The 11,745-nt window shown below is 62.8% G+C and carries 11 protein-coding genes, 2 tRNA genes and 1 pseudogene; 9 read left to right on the forward strand and 5 right to left on the reverse strand.

All coding sequences use genetic code 11. The annotated features are described in order from the left end of the window. Positions 1-10: 10 nt before the first annotated feature. Both AB4Z27_RS04105 and AB4Z27_RS04110 read left to right on the forward strand, forming a co-directional pair. Complete coding sequence (locus AB4Z27_RS04105) at positions 11-1,666, forward strand: M30 family zinc metallopeptidase (protein ID WP_441643943.1); 1,656 nt, start codon at positions 11-13, stop codon at positions 1,664-1,666. A gap of 5 nt (positions 1,667-1,671) precedes the next feature. After that, complete coding sequence (locus tag AB4Z27_RS04110; protein ID WP_255370656.1) at positions 1,672-1,983, forward strand: hypothetical protein; 312 nt, start codon at positions 1,672-1,674, stop codon at positions 1,981-1,983. 19 nt (positions 1,984-2,002) lie between these two features. Here the strand turns inward: AB4Z27_RS04110 and AB4Z27_RS04115 are convergent. After that, positions 2,003-2,079, reverse strand: a tRNA-Arg gene (locus AB4Z27_RS04115). Between the two features lie 64 nt (positions 2,080-2,143). Next, positions 2,144-3,391 carry a GGDEF domain-containing protein gene (locus AB4Z27_RS04120; RefSeq protein ID WP_441643944.1) on the reverse strand — a complete coding sequence of 416 codons (1,248 nt, stop codon included), beginning with the start codon at positions 3,389-3,391 and terminating at the stop codon, positions 2,144-2,146. A 438-nt stretch (positions 3,392-3,829) separates the two neighbouring features. On the opposite strand from AB4Z27_RS04120, the gene AB4Z27_RS04125 reads away from it, so the two are divergent. The 3 genes from AB4Z27_RS04125 (at position 3,830) to AB4Z27_RS04135 (ending at position 5,448) form a co-directional block, all read left to right on the forward strand. Beyond that, positions 3,830-3,906: transfer RNA gene (locus AB4Z27_RS04125), tRNA-Pro, on the forward strand. Between the two features lie 291 nt (positions 3,907-4,197). Beyond that, positions 4,198-4,389 (forward strand): hypothetical protein, encoded by a 192-nt coding sequence (locus tag AB4Z27_RS04130; RefSeq protein WP_441643945.1) that lies wholly within the window; start codon positions 4,198-4,200, stop codon positions 4,387-4,389. Positions 4,390-4,428: 39 nt separating this feature from the next. After that, positions 4,429-5,448: an acyltransferase gene (locus AB4Z27_RS04135; RefSeq protein WP_441643946.1), complete on the forward strand. Its 1,020-nt coding sequence runs from the start codon at positions 4,429-4,431 to the stop codon at positions 5,446-5,448. Positions 5,449-5,472: 24 nt separating this feature from the next. Here the strand turns inward: AB4Z27_RS04135 and AB4Z27_RS04140 are convergent. Beyond that, positions 5,473-5,976, reverse strand: a pseudogene (locus AB4Z27_RS04140) (phage tail assembly chaperone); the annotation flags it as partial. A gap of 237 nt (positions 5,977-6,213) precedes the next feature. Between AB4Z27_RS04140 and AB4Z27_RS04145 the strand changes: the two are divergent. Beyond that, a complete protein-coding gene (locus AB4Z27_RS04145; RefSeq protein WP_441643947.1) occupies positions 6,214-6,594 on the forward strand; it encodes a hypothetical protein in 381 nt (126 codons plus the stop codon). Positions 6,595-6,664: 70 nt separating this feature from the next. On the opposite strand, the gene AB4Z27_RS04150 is transcribed toward AB4Z27_RS04145, so the two are convergent. Further along, positions 6,665-7,342 carry a class I SAM-dependent methyltransferase gene (locus AB4Z27_RS04150; RefSeq protein WP_441643948.1) on the reverse strand — a complete coding sequence of 226 codons (678 nt, stop codon included), beginning with the start codon at positions 7,340-7,342 and terminating at the stop codon, positions 6,665-6,667. A gap of 703 nt (positions 7,343-8,045) precedes the next feature. Between AB4Z27_RS04150 and infA the strand changes: the two genes are divergently transcribed. The 3 genes from infA (at position 8,046) to AB4Z27_RS04165 (ending at position 10,009) form a co-directional block, all read left to right on the forward strand. Next, complete coding sequence (infA, locus tag AB4Z27_RS04155) at positions 8,046-8,267, forward strand: translation initiation factor IF-1 (protein ID WP_008641674.1); 222 nt, start codon at positions 8,046-8,048, stop codon at positions 8,265-8,267. Positions 8,268-8,446: 179 nt separating this feature from the next. Further along, positions 8,447-8,923, forward strand: a complete 477-nt coding sequence (locus AB4Z27_RS04160) for a SixA phosphatase family protein (protein WP_441643949.1) — start codon at positions 8,447-8,449, stop codon at positions 8,921-8,923. Positions 8,924-9,157: 234 nt separating this feature from the next. Further along, on the forward strand, positions 9,158-10,009 hold the full coding sequence (locus AB4Z27_RS04165) for a GNAT family N-acetyltransferase (protein WP_441590501.1): 852 nt from the start codon (positions 9,158-9,160) through the stop codon (positions 10,007-10,009). 117 nt (positions 10,010-10,126) lie between these two features. Here the strand turns inward: AB4Z27_RS04165 and ppx are convergent, their stop codons facing one another. Beyond that, positions 10,127-11,659 carry an exopolyphosphatase gene (ppx, locus tag AB4Z27_RS04170; protein ID WP_092289781.1) on the reverse strand — a complete coding sequence of 511 codons (1,533 nt, stop codon included), beginning with the start codon at positions 11,657-11,659 and terminating at the stop codon, positions 10,127-10,129. Positions 11,660-11,745: the final 86 nt, after the last annotated feature.

An 11,745-nucleotide genomic window follows, 5' to 3' on the forward strand; every position in this document is an offset into this window, starting at 1 on the left:
GAAAGGAGTCATGATGAAGAAGCTGGCCTTGGCGTGCTGCATGGTTGGCGGCCTTGCCGCGTGCGGGGGTGATGGCGGGTCCGACCACCCCACTGCGCCGCCCATCCCACCCACCCCRCCTGCCCCGACGGCGCCCCAACCTCCGGGTGACCTGCTGTCGGTGGCGTGCACCGGCTGTGGCGCGCTGGGCGCCAATACGTATGCCGGAACCAGYGTGGGGGTCTGGCGGCATGTGAACGCCACGGCCGCCCCGGTCGATGTGCCGGTCARTATCCGGGGGCTCTCCGGACACGACGTCACGCTGGTCTTCACCAATCAGGGCGCCGAGCCGCAGGCGATGCCGGCCCTCCCGCTGGTGCCCAAGGCATCCGCGTCGGCGGTCGGCAAGACGTGGCGTCTCGATGGAGAGGACAGCGCCGTCATGCGGCGCGTCGGCGAATTCAACGCCCATGGCTGGGCCCGRCTGGCRGCCACRCGYCCGCTGGCRGCGCTGGAGGCGCGGGAAGCTCGGATCGCCCCGCGGCAGGYCGTGCTCAACGAGTCCCGCACCTGGCATGACGCGGAAGACCAGCCGCATATGGCGACGCTGTTGCGCCAGTCACAGGCCAGCGACGGCACGGTCGTCAATTTCTGGATCGAGGATGCCGAGCGCGGTCCTGCAAAAGTCAGTGACGCCACCATCSACGCGCTTGCCGCCAGTTTCCTGGGGCCGGGCAAGGTCTATGACCTGCTGACGCACGTCGGCGGGCCGCTCTGGGGCGCGCATGGGTATGCGGAGTTRATCCCGGGTGCCGGCCAGCCGCTCGATATCGTCATCCTCAAGCTGACGAGCGACAACCCGTCCGCGCGGCTGATGGGCTATTTCTATTCGCGCGACGTGATCCGGCGCAGCGCCGGACTCCCTCATAGCAACGAAGCGGTGGGCTTCTTCCTGAATTCGGAATCGCTGTACGCGGCGGGCGACGCCGCGCTGAAGCAGGCTGCCAGCACCATGGCCCACGAAGGCATGCACTTGCAGAACTTCTACCGCCGGGGCGCTGGCCACGGCCCGAAGTATCTGTTCGATAYCTGGMTCGAMGAAGCCACCGCGATGATGATGGAGGACTTCGCCGGGCACGCCATCGACCCGGCCGTCAACGATATTCGCGATGTCCGGTTCCGCGACTACGTCAGGATCCGCAACGGCATGTACAACTGCAGCCTGACCACGTGGGAGCCGTTCGGGGAGACGTGCGAGAGCTATTCGGTGTCGGGCTCGCTGGGCGGGTTTCTCAATCGCCAGCTTGGCGCTGGGTTCTTCTCGCGGCTGTTGCGCGACGTGAGCAGCGAGAAGTCACTGGAAGTCCTTGATGCGGCGATCCGGGCCGAAGCTACCGGCGCGGGACTCGGCGAGCAGCTTCGCCGCTTCTCGGCGACCGCCGGGTCGCTGATGCGGGCCACCGACAGCCCCGCTGGCTACGGTTTTCCGGCGCGCGTCGATGGCGCGCTGCGACTGCCGGTGATCGATCCGCAGAACCTGGCCGGACTCCGCGCGCTGACGCAAACCGTGCCGACGCAGCTGCAGCCGTATGCGAGCATTCCCATCGTCCGGCCGGCGATGCATGGGATCTATAGCGAACGGGTGAGCGTGCCGCCCGGCACCGCGCTGTCGGTGGTCATCCAATGAGGGGGGTGACGAAGCGCGGCCTTCTGGTGATGGCGGCCGCCGGTTGCCTCGCCGCCTGCGTCGGGGCGACGCCGCCTCCGGCGGTGGGCGCGCGCATCGCGCTCACGGGCGAGGTTCGGATCATCGGCAATGCGCCCCACCCCATGGCTGTGCTGCAGGTGGACGATCAGACGGTATGGGAATTGACCGGGATCAGCGTCGCGCTGGCGCGGCCACTGGTGGGCCGACGGGCAACGGTAAGAGGGACGGTACGGCGGGCGCCGGCACCCGGTAGCTGGATGCCCGCCCTGGAGGTGGAAAGCACGGCGCCGCCGTGAACCCTTCCGCGTGAAGACTTGGCCCGCCCTAGAGGATTCGAACCTCTGACCGCTCGCTTAGAAGGCGAGTGCTCTATCCAACTGAGCTAAGGGCGGCCGGGGCGCCACGAGCCTTGCCGTGGCGGCAAGGCCAGCATTCTACTCCACCGCGCGCGCGAAATCAGTTGGATTCGCGTTCGCGCACACGGGGCCGGCGCGGCATGCCGACCGGCTCGCCGCTGTCGTGCGACGACACGCAGTTGCGGCCCATCTGCTTGGCGTCGTACAGCGCGCGGTCGGCCCGACGCATGACGGCATCGGCATTCTCGCCCGCCTGCCGCTCGGCCATGCCAATACTGACGGTGTAGGCAATCGGGTCCGGTTCCGAGGGGCACGGCGCGCCGCGCACGATCGCGTTCAGGCGCAGGCTCACGGCGCGGCCCGCCTCCATCGCGGTATCGGGCAGGACGATGGCGAACTCCTCGCCGCCCAGTCGCCCCAGCACCGCACCCGCCGGCGCTGCCTTGCGCAGCAGGCCGGCGAAGTGGCGCAGCACGCTGTCGCCGGCCAGATGGCCGTAGAGGTCGTTGATGGCCTTGAAGTGATCGAGGTCGATGAACGCCACGGTGAACGACTGGCGCGTGCGTTCCGCCTGCTTGCAGGCCAGCTCGAGTTCCTCCCAGAACGCGCCGCGCGAGAGCACGTCGGTCAGGTCGTCGTGCCGCGCACGGCGCTCCAGCATGCGGCGCAGCCGGTCGTGTGCCATCAGCGCGAAGCTGACCGACAACCCCACTACGCCGAACACGAACCAGACTGTGACGCCGCCATCGGCATCGACCGGCGCGTGCGAGCGAACCTGGCCCAGCGCCTCCAGCATCGGCAGCGCCTGCATGGCTGCCAGGGCGGCACAGGCCAGCGCCACGAAGCAGAGGCACAGCGCGGCCAGCCGCCCGGTGCCCCGCTTCTCCGCCACGCACGGCGCCGTGATGCGGATGATCTCGATCGACAACAGTATTTGAATACAGGCGGCCGCCAGCGAGAGCGACACCCCGAACGCCGCCGACTCCGGCAGCGTGGCCGGCGCGAGGTGGCTGGCCGCATGGGCCCCCACCGCGACCAGGGCCGGCAGGTTGGCGATGGCCAGCACCCTGCCCCGGCCCGGCTTGCCGACGAAATGGCGCGTACCGTAGACCATCATCGACAATCCCACGCTCAACGCCAGCTCGGGCAGGCCATGGAGTGGCCATTCGGGACGCCACGCATGGGCCGCCAGCAGCACCACCGCGAGCGTGACAATCAGGTCCCCCAGCGCCCAYGAGGTCAGCCCGCTGCGCTCCATGCCCGGCGCGCGCCGCAACACGGCACAGACGACCGCCATCTGCAGCGCAAACAGGCCTGCGATCAGCACTACCACCTGCGACTGAAACATCTTCCTTCCCGTTCACAAAGGCATCGCCAAGTGCTCCGCGCGGCACTGGGAAACCACCTTCTGTTTGCGGCCTGCGATGGCCGTCCTGTTTTGTTTCCGCAGGTTCCGGGCGCCCTGGGCAGCCGGTGGCCGCAAGGGCACCGGTGGGGCGTGGCTCAGGCACTGCCGCGCCGCTCGCGTCGCTCGCGGCGGCTGGCGCACCATTGTTGTGATAGTCGGGACCGGGTCCGGATGGGAACAGCAACCCGGCGACGTGCGCCGGTCGGACCTTTGCGGTGTGCGGATTATGTCAGCGCCCGGAACCAAGTCAAGCCTAAAGCGCCCCGCTGAAGCGGGGTGTTGGGCGCAGCGGCGATGACGTCACATTTTGGCATCAGGAATGCTTATTGCACGCCGTGATTGACCGCACGAGCCGTCCCGGGCTAGAATCGCCGGCTTCGGAGCGTAGCGCAGCCTGGTAGCGCATCTGATTTGGGATCAGAGGGTCGTAGGTTCGAATCCTATCGCTCCGACCAGTTTTGCAAGGTGTTTTAGGCAGTAGAACAAGTGGTGGAATCAAGGGCTTACGTCTTCGGCGTAGGCCCTTTTTTTCGTCCGGAAGCAAGTGCTTCCAATATCGTTCCGGGTAAATTCCAAAAATGCAGCGTCTCATACGGTACTGTATGCACGCGCAGGTGAGGCAGATGAAACTCTTCATCAGTCGATCGAAAGAGCCCAGCGAAGTCAATCCTACTTACTCCTGCATCCAAGACTTAAGCCTGAACGTCATGACGACGGCGGCGCACCCGTAAATTGATCCGGCGCCGGTGCTGATCAATGCGACCGCCCATTCGGAATCGCTGCGCGGCCTGGTCATGCACATCACAACGATGGGGACCAGCTTGGCGCCGACCAAACCGCCGATGAGTTTCCAGCCTGCTACGCCTGCGGCGCTGCCGGTGATAGGTTCGGACGTGCAATTCCCCGAAAATGAAAAAACCCGCTCAAGGCGGGCATGAAAGCGCCACAATAGGTGGCCGCAATAACGTTCTTCGATAATGACAAGACAAAAATACCTGGACTACTTGCGGGCTTTCTCAGCCATCTGCGTAATTGGCATCCACACGCATGGGCCTTTTTTTCAAAAGCCTGCCATCTGGAGCCCGACCGGTATCGCGGGTGGCATTATGGACACGACGGTACGGGTTGGCTTGCCGCTGTTCTTCATGCTCAGTGGCGCACTGCTCTTGGCCAAGCCTTATGACTCGGTGAGCCGCTTTTATCTGAAGCGCTTCCCGAAAATCCTAATACCATTCGTCCTCTACTCAGCAGCGTACTACGTCTACGTGCACACGGTCGAGAAGCCTTCGCCGATGTCCTTCAGCGACCTCGTGATAGCGCTAGTTCGCGAACCGCAATTCTACCATCTTTGGTTTGTATATTCCCTTATTGGCCTCTACTTCATAGCTCCCTTCCTGTCGATCGCGATCAGTCGTGTTCCAACTAGAACGCTATGGACGGGAATACTGGTCTTGCTAGCCATCTTGCAGGTCCGGCAGTTCTCGCATCTCGCGGGAATTGGAATCAATGGCGCGCTTTTCCTGGTGAGCCCTTGGCTACTGTACTTCGTCGGCGGCTATGCGATTACAAGGCTAGATGCTCATCAGTACAGCCTCGCCTTCTTCGGATTGACGGTATTTGGATTCATTTCGACCTTCTTCGCGCGTGCAGCGCATCTGCAAATCGGCATCTTCGATCAAGGCCTCAACATGTATGCCCTAGCGTTCGGTGTGTTCGGGTTATTTATGGGCGCGAAGCACCTACCCGCTGACGGTGCGATCCTAGACCGGTTGATGAGCACGATCTCCAAGTACTCTTACGAAATCTATCTGGTACATCCATTGATTTTGGTGTGGCTGCGCGACACGGTGTTCAAGATGACAGAGCTCCATCCCATCTGGAACACCTTTGTGCTGACATCTACTGTCTTGTTCGGATCTCTCCTCGTCGCCGCAGTGATACAGACCCTCGTCACTGGACCATGCTTGAGAGCTGCAGACTTGTTTTCCGCAAGATGAATGCCAAATGGTGGGCTGCAGCGGCCAGACAACCGCCTGGAGAAGTCCAGCCTGATTGGGAATGTCTCTCAACGGCATGCGATACGCCAGCCAGTCCTGGCATTGGCACGGCGTCATGATCGTCTCGATTCCAAGCTCGACTTCCTCTCGGTGCCGCTCAATCGATGACGCTGTCCGCGAGCGTCTGCGGGTTGACGGCCGTGTCGATCCAACGCGGTCGTTTCGCCGGAAAAAGCCGACCGAAGGCGGCCATAGGTCTGATAACAGCTCAGTCAGGCAGCGCAGTCGTCTCGCGTCCTGAACGGTGATGGTGCCGTAGATGGTGTTGATCGTCGACGTCACGCTGAGTGACCGGTTCTCGCTGTCCAGCGTGCTGGAATAGGCGGTCAGCTCGAGCACGCCCGGCGTGCCAAGCGATTCGCTGCCGAATGGCGCGTCATAGATGCTGCCGGTGTACTTCCCGACGATTTGATCCCACGGCGTGCCCTCGGTCTTGTCGAGAAACCGAGCGATAGGGTTTCGACTCATCGCCTATTTTTCGGTGTCTTATACAGCACGGTCGATATTCATCTGCCGAGACGGCACACGCCTTAGATCAAGGCGAAGCGGCCAACCACCCGAGCAATTTCAGGTGCCGCCCACCGCTTCGTTCACCCATTTGGGGTATTGCATAGAGGCTCAGTCGTGCCACCCTTTTGGGTGTCCTTCTGGGCGTGTCTAGCACGCATACCATCTTCAGGCCGAACGGAAACGGAGGTTCATTGGATGGGCGTCATAGCGATGTTGGGAGCCATTGTATTTTTCTGGCGATTTGTGAGCACCCGTGCAGCATTGATCCTAGGGGGATTGCTCGCCCTCGGCCTGCTTTCCTATTTGTCCAGGGCTGATGCCAGCCGGCAGTGCGATGGTAGGGCCTGGTTCTGTGACCTGATCCCGGCACAGACCATTGTCGAGGGACCGCCACCTTGCCCTGAGGTCACGCCAATCACCGCCCGGATTTTCCAGAGTGACGCTGCAGACGCCGAAGTACATCGCCTCATTGCAAAAGGCGTTTGCCAAGAAGACGCCATAGAAAATGTCCATAGGGGTTGGAAGGCGCCTTATGATCCTCAATATGGGCCGTGGTGGCAAAAACTGTTCCGCTAGATTTTCTAGTAAATCGAAACATAAGGGCAAAAGGGCACCCGAAGGTGGCTTTTGTGACTGCCGCCATCCTCTATCGAGGACGTCGAGCCATCATGTTTAGCGAAAAGTACTCACCGAACGTTGCATTCGCAATGGAGGCGTCCACTGCCCCGGGCACAAAATGGGGCTCATGAGGGTATTCTTCGCACTGCTCGAATCCGCACTGCTCAAGCAAATGGCACAGCCAATTGGCATTAAATCCCGTCTTGTGAAAATCATAGGGAGTCGACTGGCCGCCGTAGATTAGCCCTATCCATGGCGTATGCCCTGGCTTCTGGAAGTGCTCCCAGTTCTTGTGATAGATCCGAACGATTCTGTCCAGATCTGGTACGGAAATCCGCAAAACGCCGCCCGGCTGCAGAATCTCATACCACCGTTTGAGCAACGGCACCACCTCGTCATGAGCGAAGTGCTCCAGCACGTGGCACGCATAAATCTCCTGGGCGCTTTGGGCTGGAAAACGCCGTAGCGTGCGAATGTCGTCAATTGCGTCCGCGGCCATCGTCTCAAGGGCATCAACGTTGCAAAAGCCGTTCAACTTTACATTCCCGCAGCCAAGGTGCAGGCGATATGGCGAAGAGAACTCGTGCAGCCGATCATGGAACTTCGGCTCTGGTGCCGGCTTCGGGACCGGGCGCAGCCTGCGCAAAACGCCTCGCACTGCCGCACGCTGCTCAATCGTAGTAATTCGTTTGATGACAGATCGCACGATTGCTCCTAGCTCGTCGGTATCGGCACGAGTATATCCACATTGAGACAGACTAAGATACCAAGACAAGTGCTCAACATCATGGCGGACAATATGCCACTGGCAGTCTTGCTAGCGCTCAACCACGCCCAGTGTTCCCCGACAGGATATAACGTTCCGATACCAATCGCATGCGCCAAGTAGATCGCGTAAGAGCATCAGCCAGCAGAATCGCGATTCGTGAAGATGCCCTCGCCCCTGCAGAGTGCATCTTCACTGTCGAAAAAACCACCAGCACCCCTTAACAGCAAGGATGAAGGCTGCCGCGATAATGGGTGCAAAGGACCGCGTGAAATTGCCTACTCTTACATGTGCAATCCCCGTCACACACCTGTGGTCGCAACCTCTCCGGACGGGTCGAGTAGCGCGACGGCCGCAGGGCATGCTGCACCGCCGAACGTGCTATAATCCCGCGTCAGTTCCGGGGTATCTGAGCATGCCCTGTAACCGGGTCCGTGCTGCCAGGCACACTGGATTTTTCGGCGCCGCACCCCCAGATTCGGGGTATGTCGCGGCCGGCCAGACCCGGAAACACCTTGCCCGCCTGTCCCGAGACGCACAGGACCGCGCCATGGCACGGTCCAGCCCGATGATCCATCGGGCGCTTCACACGTATTCCCTAAAAACTTACGCAGCTCTCGGGGCTGCCGCAAAGGAAAACAGATTGGCTAAGGAAGAACTCATTGAATTTGGCGGCGTGGTGTCGGAAGCCCTGCCCGACAACCGTTATCGCGTCACGCTGGAAAACGGCGTGGAAATCTGGGCATACGCCTCGGGCAAGATGCAGAAGCACCGCATCCGCATTCTGGCCGGTGACCGCGTGACCCTCGAAATGTCGCCCTACGACCTGACCAAGGGCCGCATCAATTTCCGCCACAAATCCTGAGTTCGCGCCGATCGGGCGAGCGCCGCTGTCACGCGGCTGACATCGCCCCCGCCGACACTGACGGGCTGCCTTCGGGCGGCCCGTTTTGTTTCTGGCGATTCGTTTGACGACGCGCGCCCCGCGTCTTGCCTTGGGCTACCCGCTTCACCATACTCAAGGCACAACGAATACCTGCCAACATGAATCTGATCTTGTGGCGCCACGCCGAAGCCGAGGACTTGCCTGACCCCCTCAGCCTCTCGCGCAGCGCTGACCTGCAACGYCCCCTCACGCGGCGTGGCCGCAAGCAGGCCGAGGCATCCGCCGCATGGTTGCGCGCCCATCTGCCCGCCGATCATCGCGTAGTCTGCAGCCCGGCCCTGCGCACGCGCGAGACCGCTGGCGCACTCAGTAGCAAGGTGGAAGTCCTGCCCGACCTCGCGCCCGGCGCCGATGTCAGCGCCATCCTCGCCGCCATCGACTGGCCGCAAGGCCACGAGCACACCGTGGTCGTGGGCCACCAGCCATGGATCGGCCGCCTGGCCAGCCTGTTGCTGGCGGGCCACGAAATCARCTGGAGCGTGAAGAAGAGCGGCATCTGGTGGCTGTCCGCACGCACGCGCGACACCGAGGCCCAGGTCGTCCTGCGCGCCGTCACGGGTCCCGATTTCCTCTAGGACGATGCGGCAGATTCGCGACGGATCTGCCTCAATTCCGAGGCAAGGTTTTCAAACTGCAATACCGGTCCTTTTTTCGGATAACGACGATGGAAACACGGGAGGCCGCTGGCTAGAGTCGCCGGTGCGCCGCCCAACAGAGGGACGTCATGGAAGCGTCATCACTGCTTCACGGCACTGTCACCAGCCCTCTCTACATTGTTTCGAAGCCGTTTCGTCACCGAAAGGACATACATGCGCGACCTTCCGACGCCTACCCAGCCGCTGTTTGACGCTTTGCCCACTGGCCGCTCCGGCCAGTCGGCGCGGAGCCGTCTTCCTCGTCAGCCAGCACAGCACCAAACCCATGCACAAGCTCCAGCGCCTGCTTTCAGTGTGGCGTGGGCACGTCACCAGGACGAAGTAGCCGAGGCGCAGCGCCTGCGCTACAAGGTCTTCGCCGAAGAAATGGGCGCACGGCTCCAGTCGTCGTCCAATGGCACCGATGTCGACATGTTCGACGCCTATTGCGACCACCTGATCGTACGCGACCAGGAAACGCTGCGCGTGGTGGGCACCTACCGCGTRCTGCCGCCGCACCAGGCCAAGCGCGTCGGCTGCCTCTAYGCCGAATCCGAATTCGACCTCGTGCGCCTGGCGCACCTGCGCCCCAAGATGCTGGAGCTGGGCCGCTCGTGCGTGCACCGCGACTACCGCTCGGGCAGCGTCATCATGGCGCTCTGGGCCGGGCTGGGCGAATACCTGCAACGCTACAACCTCGAGTCGATGCTCGGCTGCGCCAGCGTGCCGATGAGCGACGGCGGCCACTACGCGGCCAGCCTCCATCGTCTGTTCTCCGAGAAGTTCCTGGCACCGATCGAGTACCACGCCTTCCCGCGCACTCGCCTGCCGGTGGAAAACCTGAACCAGGCGCTCGACGTGGAACCGCCGGCGCTGATCAAGGGCTATCTGCGCCTGGGCGCGAAGATCTGCGGCGAGCCGGCATGGGATCCCGACTTCAACGTAGCCGACTTCCTGACGCTGCTGCGCGTGAGCGACATGAACCCGCGCTACGCCCGCCATTTCCTGGGCCTCAACCGCGGCTGAGTCCGCGACCGAAGCCTGTCGGCTCCCCGATCGAAACGGCACATTTCATCGGCATGAAAAAAGGCGACTCCGGAAACGGGGTCGCCTTTTTTACTGGCTGCTCGGAAGACTGCCGAATCAGACGTACACCACCTTGTAGCGCTTGCCCACGCGCTCCCATTCGTCGGACTCCTGCGCCAGGCTGTACTCGACGAGCGGGTTCTCATCGATCCACACCTTAGGCAGCCGCACTTCGAAACCCTCATCGAGAGCATCCGACCGCTGGCTGACCTCGATCTGGGGCAGCTTCACGTCCGCACGGCGCCGGCACAGGACAAAAGCCAGACGCAGGCTGAACAGCATGCGCCAGTCGACGAACTTGCCGCTGCCAGAGAGCTTGCCCAGCTTGCCCGCATGGCCCAGCAGCAGCGTCGCCAGCCGCGCCTGGTCGGTCTTCGAGAAGCCCGGCATGTCCGCGTGTGTGGCGATATAGGCCGAATGCTTGTGATAGCCGCTATGCGAGATCGACATGCCGATCTCGTGCAGGCTCGCGGCCCAGCCCAGTAGCGCGAGGTTGTCGTCGCGGCGCTCGTTGGGCGGATCGGGGAACTGGGCGAGCAGATCGCGCGCGGCCTGCCCTACCCGGCTCGCCTGCGCGCGGTCCACGGCGTAGCGGCGCATGAACTGGTCGACGGTGACCGTGCGCATGTCCTCGTGGTGGCTACGACCGAGCAGGTCGTACAGCACGCCCAACCGCAGCGCGCCGTCGGTCACGTCCATGCGGTCCACGTCGAGTTCGGCGAACACGCCCAGCATGATCGACAGGCCGCCTGGCAGCACCGGGATGCGGTCGGCCTTGAGGCCCGCGAGCTTCACACGATTGGCGTTCTCGGCCTTGATCAGCGCGCGCTTGAGCCGCTCCAGGCCCTCGCGCGTGATGCCGTGCTCGGCCGGGTTGTCGTTCATGCCGTTCAGCTCGATCAGCTCGGCCAGCGCGCGTGCCGTGCCCGACGAGCCCACTGCCTGCTGCCAGCCCGCCGCGCGGTACTGACGCACCAGCACCTGGATCTCGCGCCGCGCGGCCAGTTCGGCCTGCTTGAACGCGTATTCATCCACGTTGCCGCTCGGAAAGAAATGACGGCTGTGCGACACGCATCCGATATACAAGCTTTCCATCAGCTTCGACTGATAGCCGCTGCCAATGATGAACTCGGTGGARCCGCCGCCGATGTCGACCACGAGCCGGTTGCCCTGGCAGGCTGGCGCATCGTGCGAGGCGCCGAGATAGATCAGCCGCGCCTCTTCGCGCCCGGCGATCACTTCGATCGGGAAGCCGAGCGCACTTTCTGCCTCGATCAGGAATTCGGAAGCATTCTTGGCCACGCGCAGCGTGTTGGTGGCCACCGCACGCACGTGTTCTGGCGAGAAATCGCGCAGGCGGTCGCCAAAGCGGCGCAGCGCGTCGATGCCGCGTCGTCGCGCGGGTTGGTCCAAGTATTTGTCAGGCGTCAGACCGGCGGCAAGTCGTACCGGCTCGCGCAGGGCATCCACCTGGAAGATCTGGCTGGCAGGGCCGGAGGCCGTGGGCGTCTCGTCCACCCGCCCGATCATCAGGCGGAAGCTATTGGAACCCATGTCGACGGCGGCCAGCAGGCGGGGATTCTGTGTCATTGCGTGCGTAAGTAGCGCAGGATCGGTGCAAGTTTGGCAAGATACGTACAACCCCGCCAAACGCGTAAGATTATGTCCTTGTCATG

Source organism: Cupriavidus sp. KB_39 (assembly GCF_052114485.1).
Taxonomy (GTDB): domain Bacteria; phylum Pseudomonadota; class Gammaproteobacteria; order Burkholderiales; family Burkholderiaceae; genus Cupriavidus.